At 65.5% G+C, this 19,288-nt stretch carries 17 protein-coding genes; 4 read left to right on the forward strand and 13 right to left on the reverse strand.

The window, feature by feature from the left end:
- Window position 1: 1 nt before the first annotated feature.
- The 8 genes from OYT95_RS09645 to OYT95_RS09680 form a co-directional block, all read right to left on the reverse strand.
- Window positions 2–1,267, reverse strand: coding sequence for a lipopolysaccharide biosynthesis protein (locus OYT95_RS09645; protein WP_268791301.1), 1,266 nt, complete (start codon window positions 1,265–1,267; stop codon window positions 2–4).
- Window position 1,268: 1 nt separating this feature from the next.
- Window positions 1,269–2,426: a polysaccharide pyruvyl transferase family protein gene (locus OYT95_RS09650; protein WP_268791302.1), complete on the reverse strand. Its 1,158-nt coding sequence runs from the start codon at window positions 2,424–2,426 to the stop codon at window positions 1,269–1,271.
- 72 nt (window positions 2,427–2,498) lie between these two features.
- Window positions 2,499–3,593, reverse strand: a complete 1,095-nt coding sequence (locus OYT95_RS09655) for a DUF1972 domain-containing protein (protein ID WP_268791303.1) — start codon at window positions 3,591–3,593, stop codon at window positions 2,499–2,501.
- The gene (locus OYT95_RS09660; protein ID WP_268791304.1) at window positions 3,590–4,999 is read right to left on the reverse strand and encodes an O-antigen ligase family protein; all 1,410 of its coding nucleotides are present in this window, start codon (window positions 4,997–4,999) and stop codon (window positions 3,590–3,592) included. Before OYT95_RS09660 ends, OYT95_RS09655 begins: the two co-directional genes overlap by 4 nt.
- Window positions 4,996–6,009 (reverse strand): glycosyltransferase family 2 protein, encoded by a 1,014-nt coding sequence (locus tag OYT95_RS09665; protein ID WP_268791305.1) that lies wholly within the window; start codon window positions 6,007–6,009, stop codon window positions 4,996–4,998. Before OYT95_RS09665 ends, OYT95_RS09660 begins: the two co-directional genes overlap by 4 nt.
- A complete protein-coding gene (locus OYT95_RS09670; RefSeq protein WP_268791306.1) occupies window positions 6,006–7,091 on the reverse strand; it encodes a glycosyltransferase family 4 protein in 1,086 nt (361 codons plus the stop codon). Before OYT95_RS09670 ends, OYT95_RS09665 begins: the two co-directional genes overlap by 4 nt.
- 37 nt (window positions 7,092–7,128) lie before the next feature.
- Entirely contained in the window at window positions 7,129–8,643 is a 1,515-nt protein-coding gene (locus OYT95_RS09675) for a sugar transferase (RefSeq protein WP_268791307.1), read from the reverse strand.
- Window positions 8,644–9,174: 531 nt separating this feature from the next.
- Complete coding sequence (locus OYT95_RS09680) at window positions 9,175–9,546, reverse strand: hypothetical protein (RefSeq protein ID WP_112298924.1); 372 nt, start codon at window positions 9,544–9,546, stop codon at window positions 9,175–9,177.
- A gap of 190 nt (window positions 9,547–9,736) precedes the next feature.
- Here OYT95_RS09680 and OYT95_RS09685 point away from each other — a divergent pair, with 190 nt between their 5' ends.
- Window positions 9,737–10,483 carry an alpha/beta fold hydrolase gene (locus OYT95_RS09685; RefSeq protein ID WP_112298925.1) on the forward strand — a complete coding sequence of 249 codons (747 nt, stop codon included), beginning with the start codon at window positions 9,737–9,739 and terminating at the stop codon, window positions 10,481–10,483.
- 31 nt (window positions 10,484–10,514) lie between these two features.
- Here the strand turns inward: OYT95_RS09685 and OYT95_RS09690 are convergent, their stop codons facing one another.
- The 3 genes from OYT95_RS09690 to OYT95_RS09700 form a co-directional block, all read right to left on the reverse strand.
- On the reverse strand, window positions 10,515–11,162 hold the full coding sequence (locus tag OYT95_RS09690) for a glycosyltransferase (protein WP_268791308.1): 648 nt from the start codon (window positions 11,160–11,162) through the stop codon (window positions 10,515–10,517).
- Window positions 11,163–12,197: 1,035 nt separating this feature from the next.
- Window positions 12,198–12,725 (reverse strand): chromosome condensation regulator RCC1, encoded by a 528-nt coding sequence (locus tag OYT95_RS09695; protein WP_268791309.1) that lies wholly within the window; start codon window positions 12,723–12,725, stop codon window positions 12,198–12,200.
- Between the two features lie 109 nt (window positions 12,726–12,834).
- Window positions 12,835–13,371, reverse strand: coding sequence for an ester cyclase (locus tag OYT95_RS09700; protein WP_128639603.1), 537 nt, complete (start codon window positions 13,369–13,371; stop codon window positions 12,835–12,837).
- Window positions 13,372–13,512: 141 nt separating this feature from the next.
- On the opposite strand from OYT95_RS09700, the gene OYT95_RS09705 reads away from it, so the two are divergent.
- The 3 genes from OYT95_RS09705 (at window position 13,513) to OYT95_RS09715 (ending at window position 17,772) form a co-directional block, all read left to right on the forward strand.
- On the forward strand, window positions 13,513–14,238 hold the full coding sequence (locus OYT95_RS09705; protein WP_011597565.1) for an HAD family hydrolase: 726 nt from the start codon (window positions 13,513–13,515) through the stop codon (window positions 14,236–14,238).
- Between the two features lie 2 nt (window positions 14,239–14,240).
- Window positions 14,241–16,583: a glycoside hydrolase family 65 protein gene (locus OYT95_RS09710; RefSeq protein ID WP_268791310.1), complete on the forward strand. Its 2,343-nt coding sequence runs from the start codon at window positions 14,241–14,243 to the stop codon at window positions 16,581–16,583.
- Window positions 16,584–16,938: 355 nt separating this feature from the next.
- Window positions 16,939–17,772, forward strand: coding sequence for a sulfurtransferase (locus OYT95_RS09715; RefSeq protein ID WP_268792223.1), 834 nt, complete (start codon window positions 16,939–16,941; stop codon window positions 17,770–17,772).
- A 7-nt stretch (window positions 17,773–17,779) separates the two neighbouring features.
- On the opposite strand, the gene OYT95_RS09720 is transcribed toward OYT95_RS09715, so the two are convergent.
- Complete coding sequence (locus OYT95_RS09720; RefSeq protein ID WP_268791311.1) at window positions 17,780–18,793, reverse strand: cation diffusion facilitator family transporter; 1,014 nt, start codon at window positions 18,791–18,793, stop codon at window positions 17,780–17,782.
- Window positions 18,790–19,197: an ArsR/SmtB family transcription factor gene (locus OYT95_RS09725; RefSeq protein WP_268791312.1), complete on the reverse strand. Its 408-nt coding sequence runs from the start codon at window positions 19,195–19,197 to the stop codon at window positions 18,790–18,792. The genes OYT95_RS09720 and OYT95_RS09725 overlap by 4 nt, the downstream gene beginning before the upstream one ends.
- Window positions 19,198–19,288 lie beyond the last annotated feature (91 nt).

Consider the following 19,288-nt stretch of genomic DNA (forward strand, 5'->3'; position numbering starts at 1 on the left):
GTCATCCCCGTTCACAATTCTGAGAGGCGGGCACGGCGGATTCCTCTCCATCCGGTTCGGACGAGGCTCTGTTCCGCGTACCGAGGACACTCCGTTGCCGCACGAGGAGAGACAGCGTGTAGTAGACACCGGACGCCAGGACGGCGACGACTGCCATCGTCGTCACCGTCCTGGCGTTCCCGAGAAGGATGACGGCCACGATCTCCAGGCACACTGCGGCAAGACCGATCACGCTGATCAGATGCGCCCGCCCCAGTGACACGGCCGCCTGAACATTCACGGTCGCCGAGGAGAAGAGAACGACCCCGAAGGTGAGTATCGCCGCCAGAGGGACCGATTCGGCATAGTCTCCCCCGAACAGCAGGGGCACCACCCAGACGGCGGCACCACTCCACACGACGCCGAAGCACAGGGCCCCGCACAAGACCGACAGGGGAACCCGAACAGAGTTCGTCAAGAGTTCGTCGCGCCGCTTTCCCCCACTGATGCGCAAGCCGACAGAGTGAACCAGGGGAAAGGCTACGAACGCATAGCTGAACGCGACGACGTAAACGCCGGTGGCATGCCCGCCGAGGAAGAGTGAGCACAGAAGCTGGTCCACGCGGATGAGCAACACATCCGAGATCTGTCCGGGGAGGGACTTCAGCGCGTACGTCCAATCAATTCTTCGGTCCTGGCGACGAGGTCCCCTGCCGTACCGAAAGATGGCCGCGAACTGCGCGAGCTGACTCACGACGTAGACGATGCAGACGGTGACGATGTCGATCCGGCCGAGAACTGCCAGGCTGCAGATACCCAGTCCGGACAGGCACGCACCGACGATCTGATATCTGGCAATGATGTTCGTACTGCCCTCGCCCACAGCCAGGGAAAGGATCGTCATTCGCACTGCGCCGAAATACGACAGCGCGAGCAGGACGAAGATCGCAATTGTTTCGACAGAAGAGAGCCCACTGAACCAGATGTAGACGGCCACAGCACTCATGACCACTGTCACGACGAAGATCACCGGGTTGGATCTCGCGGCCGCGCCCCTTGCGGCCGCCACGTCAGATCCTTCCGCGACCAGCCTTCTCGCAGCGGCCGGTGTTCCGATCGACGCGAACACCGGGATGACCGCGACGAGAATCAGGGCGACTCCGAGGTAGCCGCGGTCGGTGGGCCCGAGAGCACGCGCCAGAATTGGCCCGGTCACCAATTGAACGAGCAGTGGCGAGTACTGGCCGGCCACGAGGACGACGAGTCGTCTATCGGCGAGCGCCTTCACCTCAACCGGCCTCGAGCAGCGCGCTGAGCATCCTGTCGGTCGACGCCGCGCTGGCTTTACTGAGACGTCTGCCCACATCGACCAGATCGCGAGAGTCGAAGAGCTCGGTCGTATAGACGCTCTCCACGATCGCCGATGCGGAAACGTCTCGCACTGCCGAATCGGGGGCCCACGTCGCCAGGTATTCAGACAGTTTGGGGATACGGTCCAGACCGACCACGGCCGTCCCATAGGCGATCGCTGTGATACTTCCATGCAGGCTCGTACCCACGTAGCAGTCCGCCGACGCGATCTCCGCTGCCACGTCACGAACGTTCGCCGGTTTGACCAGTCGCACCCGGCTCGTCGTCCTCGACAGCTGTCGGTACAGGCGCCGCAGAGCGGTGAGATCCGAATGACCCCCTGCGAGACCGATCGCCAGCAGACTGATCTCGTATCGCTCCGACAGGGCGCGCAGTTGCGTGACGACCTCGTCCTCGTGACCCCGCAGCCACTGTCGCGAGCACTGGAAGACCAGCGTCCGCGACCGCTTCGGCGTCGCGGGGAAGAGCCTGTCGATGACGGCAGCCGAGTCGGGAGACAAGTCCGCGTCGATTCCGTGAGAGCGCAGGATGTCGACGCTGGAATTGTCCCGCACGCTCAGATACTTGCTGGCGCGGAGTGAACCGAGAACTCGGCTCCGATCATCGCCGGACAGGGTATCGACACTTGTCGCACCGACTGCGTTGTACACCACGGGCACTTGCCGGCTCGTCGCTGGGTCGGGGACCAACGGCAGGTCCCACATTCCGCCCGCGAGGGTCCGGCAGATTCTCGACAGTTGCCTACGCGGAACGGACCGATGGAGAGCGGCCACAGCGAGGTCGAATCCGCTGGGGACCGAGTGCCGGGTCAGGTCGTACCACGTCGCGCTCAGGACCTCTCCACCAGCGACGACACAACCCGTCGGGGGTTGCTCCGTGAAGCGTCTGCGCAGATCCCTCGCGCTGCCGGAGCGAGCGGTACCCCACCCGGTCCCCCGTGCGCCCCACAGCGCATAGTGCGACAGCGTGCCGTCGGTCAGTGCCGCCCAACGGCTGTCCAGCACCAGCGGGAACAGGAGGTCACCGTAATTGAACCGGTCGAATGCGCCGACACTTACCACGTTCGGTCGTGTCACTGTTCTCTCCGCAACTTCATGGAATCGTGGCGAGGTCTGCTCGGGCGTCACGCGCGCACGCGGGCATTCGCATCACAGTGCACCGTACAACACCTTGGAATAGCTCTGGCATACCTGATCCCACGTGTAGTGGGTCCGCTGACGCCGTTCGGCAGCGACACTCAGTTCATCCATCAACGCATGATCCGAAAGCACCCGATCCATCTCGTACGCGATCTCGCGGGAATCCGGCTCGACGAAGGTCGCGGAATCCTGGAGTACTTCACGGTTGTACACCGTGTCCCGCGCGACGATCGGTGATCCACACGCCATCGCCTGAACCAAGGCCGGATTGGTACCGCCGACGCTGTGCCCGTGAAAGTAGGCGCCGGCGTGCTGCCACAGGGCGAAGAGCTTGTCGTCGTCACTGACGTGACCCAACCAGTGGATTCGTTCGCTGGTCGCGGCCAAACTCTCGGCCCTGAGATCGAAGTCGCCGCCGTAGCCGGAGGAACCGACGATCACGACATCCCAACGTTCGCTCAACTCTTTCGCCGCATCGAAGAATTCCCCCACCGTGTTCTCCGGCACGAAGCGTGCCACCATCAACGCATACGAACGGTGCGGGAATCCCTCGATCGGATCCAGATCGTCGGGCAAGGTGCCGCCGTACGGGATGAATTCCCCGGTGCGGCCGAACCCGTCGCGCCACCGCCTCTCGATCTCGTGGGAGTCGTACACGAGTTGGTCGCCGAATCGGGCGGTGAGTCGGGCACCGGTCCGGAAGGCGGCTTTCGCTGCTTTCCCCCACTTCTCCCGCTCCCACTCGATTCCGTCGACGTTCACCACCGTCGGAATCCCTCGCGCTTTCAGAAGCGGCAGCCAGTACCCGTTCGCCACGTTCATCACCAGCGCGACGTCGGGGCGACGCCGGGATGCGTCGAGGCACGACGTGAGGCCGTAGGACAGGGTGCTCAGCGATTTGGACTCGATACCCCTCGTCGTCGCGCACTCGACGCGGAAGTCCCTGAACGGGTCATCCGGCTCCGTGCTTCCCGCTCGCCCGTACACGGTGACGTTCCAGCCTTCGTCGGCCAAGTACGGCGCCAACCTCCGCACCAGGGTTTCGAACCCTCCGTAGTAGCTGGGATAACCCCGGGTTCCGATGATTGCGACCGAGTTACTCATATTCTTTCCCCGATTTCTGTCGTCTCGAGTGCGGACGGGTGTTCTTCGACCTCGTTCTGGACTGCTCCCCTACCTGTTTCGCACTCGTCCCGAGACGATGGACGAAGCAGTGACGCCAGAATGATCCACACGACGCTGAACCAGAACATGCTCGTGAGAGTCGCTGCCGCGATGAACGTCGCAGCGAGGGCAGCAGCGATCGGCCGACGCCGCCACGGCACGTGACGCCACACGACCACCCCGAATGCGCTCAGAATCGCCAAGCCGACAATTCCCGCGTCGTACAAGACCTGGACCGGAAGCATGATGATGTGCCCCGACACGCCGGGCGACCCGGGCTGTTCATGGCGAAGGCCGAAGGTGTTGGTGCCGTTGCCGAACCAGAGGTGGACTCCCCGGATGTCCTCCGCGGCTTCTCGTGCGACCGCCATACGGAATCCGACCGTTCCGCCGGTGAAGTCGATGTCCCCCAGCTTGTCCTGGGCGGGGCGCGCCGTGTCGCTCCGCACTTCGGGCTCGGTGTCTTGACGGCTCGACGGAGGCCGCTGCTGCGTGCCGATGTCCGGAAGTGCGGTCGTGGCCCCATAGGCGACGAGTACGCCGACGACGACGGCAGCGGGGCCGAAGGTAAATGCTTTCAGCGGAGTCGGGTTCCGACGGCGCCGAACAAGCTCGTAGGCAACGTAGACGGCCAATCCCATCACCATGCAGAACACCGCGGTGCGAGTCTGGGATGCGATCAGTCCCAGCGGCACGGTCACCGCCGCCGCGATCATCCAACGCCGGTCGGTCCCCTTCCGGGCAACCAGCAACAAGGTCCAGAATACGAGGATCGCGGCGTAGATATTCGCTTCCGTGGCAGACAGCCGGGTGACATAGACGTCGTAGAGTGAATCGAGATTGGTTCCCCATGACACGCCACCCCCGGTTCTGTTGGCGATGAGATACATCGCGAAACCTGCGAAAGCCCAGGGAACGACGAATCGGATCCCGATGTTCTCGGCCCACACCGCGCGGGCGCCGAGCGACATCAGACCCGCCAGCAACAACACATCGATGGTGAGCCAGCCCAGAATCGCCACGCTCTTGCCCAGACTGGGCGAAAACAGAACGGTCGATGCCGCATTCCAGGCGATGAATGCGAGAAACGTCAGCACGACGGGATGCCGCAGTGTACGAAGAAAATCGAGTCGGGAACCCGGGTTGACGATCAACCAGCCCACGAACCCCACGGGCGCCACTTGCTCCCACCGCACGGTGAAACCCGCAAGATCAAACGAGTAGCGACCGAGAAACGATGCAGCGACAACCGCGCACACCAGCAGAAAGGTGACCACGTCGTCGCGGCTGCGAGATCCGCTGAAAGGTTTCGGCGCCAACACCTTCTGATCCGAACCGCTCGTCACAGGGAACTCCCGCTCTCGCTCTCGGATGTCATCCGAGCGGACGAGACCGCCAGAAGGTCCTGTGCGAACACACGAAACTTCACCGACTCCGCGTCCCAGTCGTTCTCCTGGCCCGACTCCGGGCCCGCACGCAGTTTGTAGGCGGCGGAACGCGCGAACAGACCGCCCGCGACTGCCCACTTCCAGGCGACGTTCTGCAATCGTGTGCGAGACAGGCGCCACTTGTACAGGTCGTACATGTTGACTACCCAGGCCGAGTTGGGCACCCGCGACACCGTCGGCGTCGTCGAACTCTCGCCGATCAGATGAACTCCCGTCACCGAGGGCACCGTGACGACCCGCTCGCCCGATTCCTTGACCCGCAGACAGAACTCGATATCTTCCGCGTACATGAACCACCGACGGCTCAGTCCGCCCAATCGCATCCAGGTGTCACGTCGCACCAGCATGCAAGCACCGGACACCCAGTCGACGTCTCTCGGCTCCACCGAGGAATGCCGTTTGAGGAGATACAGTCCCTCGACGAGTGGCGAGTAACCGGCCAGTCGTGAAAGGCCGGAATAGTGGCACAGAACGCGCCACAGGTCCGGTTGCCTCCCGCACTCTCTGATCGCGAGCCGTTCCCCCGGTTTGTCGAGCAGCGGGGCGACAATGCCGATACTGGCGTCCGCATCGAGGGTGCGACTCAGCGCGAACACACTTTCCGCGTCGACAACGGCATCGGGATTCAGCAGAAGCACGTGTTCGCCCCGCGCCTCCGACACTCCTCTGTTGACCCCGCCGGCGAATCCGAGGTTCTCTTCGCTTCGGATCACCCGGGCGCTCGGACACACTCCGGACACTCTGACGATCGTGTCGTCGACCGAATTGTTGTCGACGACAATGATGTCCAGCCTGGGATCGGATCCCAGCACAGACAGGCACTGTTCGATGACGGCAGCGCTGTTGAACGTCACGACCACGACGGAGATCGTGCACCCGTCACCGCGCGCCTCTTCCGGTGCGCTCATGTCCATATCTCCTTGCCGATCTCGTCACGGAATCGGCGCACGCCGAACTGTGCCTCGAACCTCCGCCGCGCCTGGTTGGCGCGTTTCGTCGCGTCCTCGATCGAAAACTCCTCGAGCGCCTGCCGCCACGCCGCCACATCACCCGTGGGTACGAGACGCCCCACGTCCTCACCGATGATCTCGGGCAGACCGCCACTGTCGCTGGCCATCACAGCGCGTCCAGCAGCCATTGCCTCAATGGCTATGGTCGGCAATGGATCCGGCTTGATGCTCGGCACCAACACCAGATGTGCCGCGTCGAGGTACTTGCGGACATTGTCGGTCTGACCGACTATCGACACGCTGTCGGGGCGTTCGAGTCTTTCCACGCGATCAACTACGTCGACAGACGCGCCGTTCAGGGGCGGCGCCCCCAAGACGATCAGTTCGATGTCCGAGCGATCGAGACCGTCCCACGCGTCGAGGAGAACATCGTGCCCCTTCCACGTGTTCCACCTGCTCGCCACCAAGCACACGAGCCGCTCGTCGACAACGAGCGGTGTCGGTTCGGGCAGCTCGAAACCGTTGTAGACCACTACCGATCGGCGGACGAACTTTTCGGGCAGCGGACGGCGGACGGCCTTGCTCACGCACACGATCCGCTGCGCACACGACATGAACGGAGTGACGAAGAGCGCTGTCCTGCGATCCAGGAACTCGTGTAGATGCAGCACCGTCGCTGCACCGATGAGCCGCGCCAACGGCAGCATCAGAACCAGTGCCGATGTGTTGACGTACATCTTCGACGGCCGCGCACGCACTACCGCGCCCGCTGTGCGAAGGAAACGGCCGACCAGTCCGGGGAGCGCTCCGAGGCGGAGATACGAACGCCGGATCACGGGAAGAGGCATCCTGCGCACCGTATGCCCCAACTCGGCCAGCGCAGTCGACAGCTCGTTCCCGGGATAGTCGACGTCGGTCGGCAGCCACACCTCCACGTCCCACCCACTCGGGACTTCGGTCAGAGATTCCAGGAAGACCCGGTCGGCCCCGTACATCTCGTCGGAGGGATGCACAGCGATGAGCTTCTTCGGACGTCTCACGGTGCGGCCTTGCCGAGCGCGGACCGGACCCGCACCATCAGTACGCACCGTCACTCGCCACCACAGCCTTCAGGGTCTTGGCGATGATCAGCATGTCGCCGACCATCGACCAGTTCTCGACGTAGGACAGGTCGAGCCGCACCGAGTCCTCCCACGAGAGGTCCGAGCGCCCGCTCACCTGCCACAGGCCGGTGACACCGGGCTTCACCAGGAGCCGGCGATGCACCTCGCTCTCGTAGGACTCGACCTCGACCCGCAGGGGAGGTCTCGGCCCCACCACACTCATCTCTCGTCGCAGCACGTTGATGAACTGTGGCAACTCGTCGATGCTGAACTTGCGCATGACGCGGCCGACACGGGTGACACGCGGATCCTCTCGCAGTTTGAACAGAACTCCGGCGCCCTCGTTGGGCCCGCTCAGGGTCGCGCTGTGCTTGTCGGCGTCGTCCACCATCGACCGAAACTTCAGCATCGGGAACGGCCTGCCATCCATGCCCATTCGTTCCGATTTGTAGAACACCGGCCCACGACTCGTCAGCTTGACCGCCACCGCTGCAGCCACCATCACAGGGCTCGCCAGCACGAGCGCAAGAGTGGCAAAGATCAGGTCGAACGACGTCTTCCCGAATCGCTTGGCGCCGTGATAGCGCGGCTTCTCCACGTGAATCAGCGGCAGACCCGCGACAGGTCGCATCTCGAGGCGCGGCCCGGAGACGTCCATCATTCCCGGGGCGACCACCATGTCGACGTCCAACTGCTCGAGGTCCCACACCATTTCACGAAGCCCGTGATGGCCGAGATGCTCGGTCGCCGTGACCGCGACGGTGTCGGCCCCGGATCGCTCGATCGCATCGACGACATCGTGCTCGTCGCCGAGGACCGGTATCGGTCGTCCGTCCACGGTGATCGCGTCGTCGGACGACCGGTAATGAGCTGGGATACATACCCCGACCACGTTGTAGCCGTCCGCTGTTCCACGGTCGAATGTCCTGGCGAGGTTGCGCACGGAGTGTTCGGCTCCGACGACCAACACGGATGTCTGGCACAGCCCGCGTGCACGCTTGCGGGCGAGGACGCGACGCCACATCCAACGGGTCAGCAGAAGACCGAGTAGACCTGTGGGGAATGCGATCGCCAGGTACAGCCGTGCCAATTCCAGCTGCAGGAGGAGCGCTGCGATCGCGATGAGCCCGAACAGTCGTAGCGTCGCGGTGGCGATGCGTCGATACTCCTCCGGGCCACTCCCGACCACTCGTGGGGATCGCACATGAAAGACGGCGAGCATGGCGAGCCACGACGCCACGAGAGCGACGGAAATCAGACCGTAGCTCACATTGCTCAGAGTGCGCGAGTCGACGAGAGACCCGGGGCCTCCGAAGCGCACCCATTGAGCCAGAGCCACCGCTGCCACCACGACGAGGGTGTCGGTGAGGAGGATTCGCCTGATGTACACGGCCAGCCAGTGTCGGCGTGCGACCCCTCGTTGCGCTGGAACCGCCGCAACGGTGCGGACAGCTGAAGATCTCTCCACAGTCGAGTTGAACGTCGCCATGCATCCCCTCCACTGTCGAACCGACCGTCGGCAGAGTGTGATGGTCGAGACCGTCGTTTCACGACAGCGGATCTCCGGACGCGGACAGTGCCGTCGTCACCAACGAGCAAAACCAGAAGTGCCCCGAGCACCGCCATGTAGATAGACGACATCGAACATTCACAACGAGTGTGGACGGTATCAGCGCGATTCCGTCCTGTCTCATCCACACCGGCGACATGAGACCGTGCGGTCTGCACTAAATACGGACTGAGCAGCGGTTATCCGCTCCTACAATTGGTTCGGGGACAGTCTTTTTCGGCAAACTGACCACAGGTGTTCGGGCAGAAGGATTTTCACGCAGTCAAGTTCGCATCGAGGCATTTGCACGCACTCGAAGTCCTGCCAACACTCGAATTGCATACCCAAAGTTGGCGATTGCGAGACGTATGCGATCCCATCACCGAATCGACGACGATTTTCACGAGCCAGCACCGAAATTCGGTGACCGACTCGAGAATTCGAACGGTCCGGCATCGAGGCTCCCCCGTTTCACGCCCCGTCACGGTGAGGCTTGGCCGACGCACCGACCCGAGACCGTCCCATCCGCGCCCGAACACGCGCGGTGACCTGCCAGATCAGGGTGGTGTCGTGGACGCTGATGCACGGCACACCGAGCGCACGGGCGTGCTGAACGGCGGCCGATTCCTTCTGCGAACAACGCCCGTCCAGGATGTCCTCGGTGACGATGACGCAGAGCACGTCCCCCTCGAGTTCGCGGATCGGTTCCAGCCCGTGGAGCGCCACCCATTGGCGGACCATCGCCCACTGCGACACGTCGGCGTAGCGGGTGGGATTGCCGACGAACAACACGCGGCGAGACCGACGGGCTCGAGCGACCTCGATGCTGGAGATGGGTGACATGCCAAAGGTTCCTGTCCACGTGAACGGCTGATCCCGGTACGAGACAACTCTCTCCCGCCCCGGCGCCCACGTCTGTCCGCCGATCAGGCCGTGCATCGGATGAATCTCGACTCCCCCGATCAGGGGACACCCCCGCACGTGAGTGGGAAAGTGTGCTCGGGCACGCATCGGCACTCACGTGGGAGGTTGCATGATCACCGTTCTGTGCTGTCGCGGCATCGGTGAGGATCTCGACGTCAACATGCTCACCAACACCACACAACTCCTGGACCCCGCTCGGTTCGTCGTCAAGCAGGTCCCGTGGGAGGCGAGCTACGGACCGGTGCCCGATCCGGGTGGATCAGCGTTCGACAAGGCGCTGTCCGAAGGACGCACACTCCTGTTGCGGATGATCTCCGAAGACCCGAATCCCGTTGTTCTGCTGGGCTACTCGGGAGGCGCTGCGCTCGCCGGCAATGTGGCGGCCGAAGTGGGACGGGGGCAGCACCCCGCCCTGGACGTGCGTGGGGTCGGTCTGATCGCCGATCCGCTGCGGCCGGCGTCTCCGGATCTGCCAGGCTGGGGCATCGCGGGGCAACGCGCGATCACGGGGATGCCCGTGTGGCAGATCGCCGACCCGTTGGACGTCATCTGCTGCTGCCCGGGCAACTCACCGCTGCGGACGTTCGCGGACCAGTCGGCGGCCTTCTCACTCGCCGACCCGGCCGCGTGGGTGGCGGACCTCCTCGACCGGCTCCGCACCCGAAGGTGGCAGGCGGTGATCCTGAACTGGTGGCGACCATGGACTGTGTGGCAGCAATACTCCGAGGCCATCGACGACGTGAACGGCTACCTGTTCCGGGGCGACCACACCAGTTACTGGGTGCGGCTCGCCCCTGGCACCGATCGGACATACTGCGCGCTGCTCGCGGATCGAATCGGCAGTCTTCCGGACTGATGCACTGGCGCAGGTGATCGCTACTGCGTCGTCATCGCACTCCCTTCCGTCGTTCTCGGATCGGCAGGTGATCGATGAGGTCCGCGGCATGAACGGCACCGTCATGGGCGCGGATCCGCGCTCCCAGAGTTGCTGCGGTCACCCTGTGCGGTCCGGCGACGAGCAACTCTCCGACCGCCGACCGGATGCGCTCGGGCGCGGCCGTCTTGCGGAGGCACCGGGCGACGCCGCGCTGCTCCAGGCTGCGGCCGATCATCTTCTGATCGAGCGCCGGGTGAATCGGCAGAATGACCAGGGGCAGGTCGTGTGCAAGGGCGCGCATAGTGGTGTCGTGGCCGCCGTGCCCGATCACGAGCGTGGCGGTCGGCAGGATCTGTTCGTGTGGAACGTAGCCGTGCACTTCGGTGTTCGGGCCCGCCGTAAAGGTTGCCGGATCGACCGACGGTCCGGTAGTGACAACGGTGTGGGCGGGCAGTCCCGCGACAGCCTCGAGGATATTCTGCAGGGCCCGCTGTTGTCCGCCGAAGTTGAGGCTGCTGAGGCTGACCAGGATCAGCGGATCGCGTTCGGACACGGGTGTCAACGTGGACGGCATCGGATGTCGCACCACCCCGGTGTAGTGGACGGAGGCGGGCAGGCTTCGACGTGAGGCCGGATCGAGGTCCTTCTCGGTCGTCACCAGCGCAAGGTCCGATGATGTCCACAGCCTCAGTGGCCGCTGGCCTTTCAGACGGGCCATCACGGGCGTCGTACCACGTGTCACGCCTCGATACATGAACTCGTAGTACTCGATACATGAACTCGTAGTAGGTGTGCACCAGCGTGACACGCGTCAGGTGCGCGTCGGCGGCGGCCTGCAGGGCCCCGTACAGAAAGCAATCGACCACCACCACGTCGGCCGGCTCGCGCGCGACGGTCTCGAGTAGATCGATTCCGGGCCCGGCGTCGGTAAAGACTGCAAGCGATTGGTACACGCCCGCGATACCGGGATGTCTGGTCGTCGACTGCCAGGGTCGTGCATGGGTGTAGGGCGTGAACCGGAAACCGTGGCTTTCGATTCGCCGGCGTTGCTGGGCGTGTCCGAGAAATCGGACCTGGTGACCGCGGTTGCGCGCCTCCGTCGCGATGCCGAGAGCGGGTGGCACGTTGCCGCCGCCATCCCAGGTGACGAACAGAATGCGTGCCATGGGGTGCCTCCAGACGATCGAGGTCGGGCCCGTTAAAAGCTGCTCGGGCAGTCGGTCCGGCAGTTGGACTCGCAGGCGGCCGAGCTGGGACTGATCGGTGCGTTCGGCCGACGAGCCGATCGTTGCGAAATCGAGCCAGACGAGAACGTCTGTCGGCGGAATCCGTTGGGAGAACAACAGGTCACGATCGCCTGCTGCCAGTGGGTTCAGGACGTCGCATCAATGATCCGCTCTGTGGTCTGCGCGGCAACCTGCGCCCGCGCCACCATCCGGTATGGGCGGGCGGCCCGACTTTCATGTCTACAACGATCGTCTCCGGACTACCGGCCGTCAACAGCCGCGGTACAGCCGATGCGCGTAAGTCGCAGCCCAGGATCGGCGCCCATGCCCTCTGGGCGGCGACTTCACGCTCCGGCATCCCAGTTGGCCGACACGCAATCTCGATGGACACAGCCATACCTCATGACGCGAGCACCAGAGGCGGGCGCCCCGATGCTCGAGACGCCCGCTACTCGCCGCTACTTCGACTAAGGAGTGCCGCCGTCGGGGTTCTCCGCGTCCGGATTCTCACCCGCCGGATTCTCCGCGTCCGGGTTCTCCGCGTCCGGGTTCTCCGCGTCCGGGTTCTCCGCGTCCGGGTTCTCACCCGCCGGGTTCTCCGCGTCCGGGTTCTCACCCGCCGGATTCTCCGCGTCCGGATTCTCACCCGCCGGGGGCTCGCCTACTGGAGGCTGCTCGACCGCCGCCGGCGGGTTCTCGACGACGGCCGGCGGCGGCACCACCGGCGCCTGTTGCTGACCGGCGACCGGAGCCTGCCAACCCCCGCCGGGACCGCCCTGCCCGGTCCCCGACGAACCGCCGCCGCCTCCGTTCGACTCCGGTGCGACGGCAGGCGGTGCGAGCTCCGATGTCGGCGGAGCCGTCGTGGCGGGGGTGGACGTCGCCGTGGTCGTCGAGCTGGACGTTTCGGATGCCGGCGTCGGTTCACTGTCGGACCCGCAGGCCGACAGCGTCAGGAGTGCACAACTTGCCGCGATAACCACCGAGCGTTTCAAGGACGATCTCCTTCGTTCGAGTATCTATCGATCGAACGAAACATACGGTCCGTTTGGTACGGTTTGGCGTTTTTGCGAGGAATCGTCACCGTTCCGACATGGTCAGCGGTCAGTGCGACGCATTCCTGCGCGCTGCACGTTTGGCCCAGGCATTGCGAACCATGGACAGCGGCGTCGGCGGCACCCAACCCAGCTGGACGGCCTGACCGAGGTCGTCCCGGGTGGCCCAGTGCTCGATGACACGGCCGTCTTCGACGCGCAACCAGTGCGACTGCTTGACCGCGAACGATCGCCCCGTGGGCGCGAACACCTGGTCGATCGATCCCTGCTCGTCGTAGACGACGAAGGGTCCGACGTGCCTGCCCTTCATGATCGTGTAGACGACGGCGAGGTCGCCCTCGACGACGACGTGCTCGACGTCGAACCGCAGTTCGGTGAACGCGGCGCGCAGCCACACGGCGGAGGCGTAGAACGCGTCGGGTCCGCGCCCTCGCGTCCGCGGGGGTTCCGACATGCTCTCCCGGTTGACTGCGCCCGTGTGGACGACGGAATCGAAATCGGCTCGGCTTCCGTTCGACATGATCTCCATCGCACGAACGGCGAGGGATTTCACTTGCTCCGACGGGGCCGGTTCCTCCACGTTCACGGTGCACTCCGCAACAGTCGGTTGGAACTCTCAGTATTCGGCCGCCGTCGACGGGAAGTCAACGACCGGATACCGGTCGGGTGCAGGATTTGCGCGCGCCTCAGCGAATCCGCCGTCGACGGCGGTACCGTCGGGGAGGTGATGGGACTGCCTGATGCGATCTCGGCCTGCTTGTTCGATCTCGACGGTGTGCTCACGGCAACGGCGGTGCTGCACCGGAAGGCGTGGAAACGCACGTTCGACGAGTTCCTGAAGCATCGCGAGGGCGCGAACTTCCGGCCGTTCACCGACCAGGACTATTACGACTACGTCGACGGACGCCCCCGCGCCGACGGAGTCCGGACGTTTCTCACGTCCCGCAACATCACGTTGCCGGAGGGGTCGCCGGACGATCCGCCCGGCGCCGAAACCGTGAACGGTGTCGGAAACAGCAAGAACCGGCTGCTGCTGAAAGTCATCGAAGAGGAAGGCGTCAGCCCCTACCCCGGTTCGGTCCGCTACATCAGCGCGGCATACGACGCCGGCCTGAAGATCGCCGTGGTCACGTCGTCCGCGAACGGCAAGGCCGTCCTCGACGCGGCCGACCTCAGCCGCTACGTCCACGTCCGCATCGACGGGGTGGTGATCAGCGAGCAGGGTCTCCGCGGTAAACCCGCGCCGGATTCGTTCCTCGCGGCCGCCCGCGCCCTCAACGTGCATCCCGATCAGGCGGCCGTGTTCGAGGACGCCCTCTCCGGAGTGGAAGCGGGGCGGGCAGGCGAATTCGGTTACGTCGTCGGGGTGAATCGGAACGATCAGGCCGAGGCGTTACGGGAGCACGGCGCCGACGTGGTGGTGAACGACCTGGCCGAACTCCTGGAAAGGTGAGCATGGACGACAAGGGCTACGAGATCTCGCCGTGGCAGCTGCGCTGGCGCGGACTGGATCTGGAGGCACTGCACGCCACCGAATCCACCTTCGCACTGTCCAACGGACACATCGGGATTCGTGGCACGTTCGAGGAGGGTGAACCACGCGGTCTCCCCGGCACCTACCTCAACGGGTTCTACGAGCAACGTCCCCTGCCGTACGCGGAGGCGGGCTACGGCTACCCCGAGGACGGGCAGACCGTCGTGAACGTGACCGACGGCAGCATCATCCGCCTGCTCGTCGAGGACGAGCCCATGGACATGCGGTACGGGAGTGCACCGGCTCACGAGCGGGTCCTCGACTTCCGCTCGGGCACCCTGCGCCGCACCACCGAGTGGACGTCACCGACCGGACGCCGGGTGCGTATCCACTCGGAACGACTCGTCTCGTTCACCTCGCGCGCCGTCGCCGCCATCCACTACGAGGTCGAGCCCCTCGACGGCGACATCGAACTCGTCCTGCAGTCGGATCTGCTCGCCAACGAACACATCCCGGCCCGCACGGACGACCCGAGAGTAGCTGCCGCCCTGGACAGTCCACTTGTCTCCGATTTCGCTGCCGCCCACGACTTCAAGGCTGTGCTCGCCCATCACACGAGGGCGTCGGGACTGCGGATGGCCGCGGGTATGGACCACGAGGTCGAGTACCCGTCCAACGGGCGGTGCAGCATCGAGACCGAAGAGGATCTGGCCCGGCTCACCGTGGCAGTCGACATCCCGCAGGGTGAACGCCTGAAGGTGACGAAATACCTGGCGTACGGGTGGTCGGCGCGGCGGTCGACTCCGGCCCTGCGCGGCCAGGTGGAGGGGGCGCTCGCCGGAGCACTCGAAACCGGCTGGGAAACCCTGCTGAAGAGGCAGCGGGAGTACCTCGACGCATTCTGGGAGACGGCGGACGTCGAGATCGACGGCGACGCGGAACTTCAGCAGGCGGTGCGGTTTGCACTGTTCCACGTGCTGCAGGCGGGTGCTCGCGGTGAGTCACGCGCGATCCCCGCGAAGGGTCTGACCGGGCCCGGATACGACGGGCATGCGTTCTGGGATACCGAGACCTTCGTCCTGCCGCTGCTCACCTACACGGTGCCGGACTCGGCCCGCGACGCGCTGCGCTGGCGGCACTCCACGCTCGACAAGGCGAAGAACCGCGCCGTACAGCTGGGGCAGGCAGGCGCCGTGTTCCCGTGGCGCTCGATCAACGGCGAAGAATGCTCCGGCTATTGGCCCGCGGGTACCGCGGCCTTCCACGTGGGTGCCGACGTCGCCGCGGCCACGTCCCGGTACCTGGCCGCGACCGGGGACGAGGAGTTCGAAGCCGAATGCGGCGTCGAACTGCTCGTGGAGACCGCCCGGCTGTGGACGTCACTCGGCCACCACAACGCGCAGGGCGAGTTCCGAATCGACGGTGTCACCGGGCCGGACGAGTACACCGCTGTCGCCGACAACAACGTGTTCACCAATCTGATGGCGCAGAAGAACCTGCACGACGCGGCGATCGCCTGCGAGAGGCGCCCGGGGCTGGCGCGTGAGCTCGGTGTCGACGACGAGGAAGCGGCACTCTGGCGAGATGCCGCCGAGCACATGCGCATTCCGTTCGACGACGCTCTCGGCGTGCACCAGCAGTCCGACGCCTTCACGCACCACGCCGAATGGGACTTCGAAGGCACACCCCCCGAACATTATCCGCTGCTGCTCCACTACCCGTACTTCGACCTCTACCGCAAGCAGGTGGTGAAGCAGGCCGACCTCGTGCTGGCGATGTATCTGCGGGGCGACGCCTTCACCCACGAACAGAAGGTCGCCAATTTCGCCTATTACGAAGCCCTGACGGTTCGGGACTCGTCCCTGTCAGCGTGCGTGCAGTCCGTGATGGCCGCCGAGGTCGGGCAACTTCAACTCGCCTACGACTACCTCGCCGAAGCCGCTCTGACCGATCTTCACGACCTCCACGCCAACGTGGAGAACGGATTGCACATCGCCTCGCTCGCCGGGACGTGGATGGCGTGTGTCGCGGGATTCGGTGGGATGCGCGACCACGGCGGCGACATCTCGTTCGCGCCGCGGATACCACCACAGCTGGTCAATCTGTCGTTCCGGATGACGGTGCGGGGCAGCCAGATCCACGTGGACATCCGCGCCATGACCGCAACCTACCGTCTGCTGTCCGGCGAACCGGTTCAGCTCGCCCATCACGGCAACCCGTTCACTCTCGACTCGTTCCCGGTGACGCGGCCGATCCCCGAACTGCCGGTTACCGCGCCCGTGCGGCAACCGTACGGCCGGGCACCCGCGCGTCGCGGCGGCTGAGCCGGGACCGGAGCGGAGCCGGTCTACGCCTCTTCAGTCCGGGACTGTACTGACGCGCCACTCTCCCACGCTTCGGGGCCGAAGCGGCCCTCTGGACAAAACGAGTGGAGTCTCAGTTCAACTTCGTGCCACGGGAACGCGTTGAACCGGGTGAGCGACCTTCCGGAGGCTGACGATAACCCGTCCAGGTCCACCTCCGCGCGGACTCGGCCGCCCCGCACCCTGCCAACCCGAACACCGCGGCCGCAAGCAGCAGCGCCGTCGTGCGACGTCCCGTCATCAGTGTCAGAGTGCCAGGTTCTCGCCTCCCCGGCACACCGAACCTTCGTTGTGCGACAGTGGTCCGATGAGCCCTGTGGTGACGATCGACGAGTTGGCGGAATCGTTGAGCAGTGACGCTCCGCCGGTCCTTCTCGACGTGCGGTGGGCGCTCGGCGACACCGAAGGCAGGCAGCACTATCTCGACGCGCACATTCCCGGTGCCGTGTTCGTCGACCTGGACACCGAACTGGCCGCGCCGGGATCCCCGGAACTGGGCCGGCATCCGCTGCCGACGGTGCCGGACCTCCAGGACGCCGCGCGCCGGTGGGGCGTCCGGGAGGGCGGCCCTGTCGTGGTCTACGACGCCACCGGGAACCTTGCCGCCGCGCGGGCGTGGTGGCTGCTGCGCTGGGCCGGAGTTGCCGACGTGACGATGCTCGACGGTGGCCTCGGCGCGTGGACGTCGGCGGGCCACCCCGTCCGATCCGGTGACGAGCACCCACGATTCCCGGGTGACGTCGTGCTGACTGGAGGCCACCTGCCGACGCTCACTGCGGTCGAGGCCGCCGACTTCGCCGCCGACGCCTGCCTTCTCGATGCCCGTGCCGCCGAGCGGTATTCGGGCGAGACCGAACCCATCGATCCCCGCGCAGGGCACATTCCCGGCGCTCACAGCGCCCCGACGTCCGAGAATCTCGGGCCCGACGGACGGTTCGCGCCTGTCCAGGCACTGCGCGAACGGTTCGCCGCGGTCGGCGCGGAACCCGGACGTCCCGTCGGCGTCTATTGCGGATCGGGTGTGACAGCGGCCCACCAGGTCGCAGCACTCGCGCTCGCCGGCGTCGACGCCGCCCTGTATCCGGGGTCCTGGTCGCAGTGGTCGTCCGATCCCGGGCGTCCGGTCGCCACCGGGCCCGAGCCGTTCTGACCGCGAGTCACGCCGTCTGACCGACCTGCTCCGCGTCGTGGGCCGGATAGGCGTGGATCAGGGCGGTGTTCAACTTCGGGACCGCATGGGTGAGTGCGTGTTCGGCGGTGTGCGCCACACGGTGTGCGTCGCGCAGGCTGGTCGACGGATCGACGTCGAGTTCGGCGTCGGCATGCAGGTGGTGCCCGATCCACCGCATCTTCACGCTCCGCACCCCGACCACCCCCGGTTCGGCGGCGAGGGCCCGTTCGGCGGCATCGACCAGTTCCGGGTCGACGCCGTCCATGAGCCGCCGGAACACGTCGCGGGCGGCGGTCCGCAGCACGAGCAGGATCGCGGCCGTGATGACCAGGCCCACCACCGGGTCGGCGAGTGGAAGCCCGACCGCGACACCGCCGGCGCCCAGCACCACGGCGAGGGAGGTGAATCCGTCGGTCCGTGCGTGCAGGCCGTCGGCGACGAGCGCGGCAGAGCCGATCCGCCTGCCGACGCGGATGCGATACAGCGCCACCCATTCGTTGCCGGCGAAACCGATGACACCAGCGAGGGCCACCCACCCGAGGTGGTCGATGGGCACGGGATCGAGGAGGCGGCGGGTCGCCTCCACACCCGCGACGACCGCCGACAATGCGATCATCACCACGACGAACAACCCGGCGAGGTCTTCGGCGCGGCCGTAGCCGTACGTGAATCGGCGGGTGGCCGCCCGCCGTCCGAGGGCGAACGCGATCCACAGCGGCACCGCCGTCAGCGCGTCGGAGAAGTTGTGCACGGTGTCGGCGGCGAGAGCGACGGAACCGGACAGCCCCACCACGATCACCTGGGCCAGGGCGGTGACGCCCAGCACCACCAGGCTGATCTTCACCGCCCGGATCCCGATCTCGCTCGCCTCGAGTGCGTCGTCGACGCTGTCCGCGGAGTCGTGGCTGTGCGGGGCGAAGATCTCGCGGATCGCCCCGCGGACACCGCCCGAATGCCGGTGGCCGTGCCCGTGCCCGTGGGAATGTCCGTGGCCGGTCACGAGCCGCCTCCCTCCGCGGCGAGGTCCGGGTCCTCGTAGATGACCTGCAGGTCGCCGGCGGCGCGGTGGTGTCCCGGGATGCCGGGGCCCGCGTGTTCAGCGTTGAACACGGCGTCGGTGACCAGCTGCTGCACGTGCTCGTTGGCGACGCTGTAGAAGATGGACGTCCCCTCCCTCCGCGTGCGCACCAGCCGCGCCATCCGGAGCTTCGCGAGGTGCTGCGAGACGGATGGCGCCGGCTTTCCCACCCGTTCGGCCAACTCGTTCACCGACAGCTCGCCTCCCACCAGTTGCCAGAGCAGCTGGACCCGGGTGGCGTCGGCGAGCATGCGGAAGACCTCGACTACCAGCCCGACCTGGTCTTCGTCGAGCCGGCGCCGGCAAGCGCGCATATCTGCATTCATACGCAGATAATAGGTCACTTCGTTTTGTGATGCACCAGACACCGAAATGACTTACTTGCTTGCACTAACGATGTATATAGTTGCTTGCATC

Origin of the sequence: Rhodococcus sp. JS3073, from assembly GCF_026810085.1 — a bacterium.
Classification (GTDB): Bacteria; Actinomycetota; Actinomycetes; order Mycobacteriales; family Mycobacteriaceae; genus Rhodococcus_F; species Rhodococcus_F wratislaviensis.

What these genes read in the sequence shown, in the direction of transcription:
- OYT95_RS09655 (WP_268791303.1), bottom strand. Translation starts at nt 3,593, where the DNA reads ATGAGTAACTCGGTCGCAATCATCGGAACCCGGGGTTATCCCAGCTAC.
- OYT95_RS09665 (WP_268791305.1), bottom strand. Translation starts at nt 6,009, where the DNA reads ATGAGCGCACCGGAAGAGGCGCGCGGTGACGGGTGCACGATCTCCGTC.
- OYT95_RS09675 (WP_268791307.1), bottom strand. Translation starts at nt 8,643, where the DNA reads ATGGCGACGTTCAACTCGACTGTGGAGAGATCTTCAGCTGTCCGCACC.
- OYT95_RS09680 (WP_112298924.1), bottom strand. Translation starts at nt 9,546, where the DNA reads ATGTCACCCATCTCCAGCATCGAGGTCGCTCGAGCCCGTCGGTCTCGC.
- OYT95_RS09685 (WP_112298925.1), top strand. Translation starts at nt 9,737, where the DNA reads ATGATCACCGTTCTGTGCTGTCGCGGCATCGGTGAGGATCTCGACGTC.
- OYT95_RS09705 (WP_011597565.1), top strand. Translation starts at nt 13,513, where the DNA reads ATGGGACTGCCTGATGCGATCTCGGCCTGCTTGTTCGATCTCGACGGT.
- OYT95_RS09710 (WP_268791310.1), top strand. Translation starts at nt 14,241, where the DNA reads ATGGACGACAAGGGCTACGAGATCTCGCCGTGGCAGCTGCGCTGGCGC.
- OYT95_RS09725 (WP_268791312.1), bottom strand. Translation starts at nt 19,197, where the DNA reads ATGAATGCAGATATGCGCGCTTGCCGGCGCCGGCTCGACGAAGACCAG.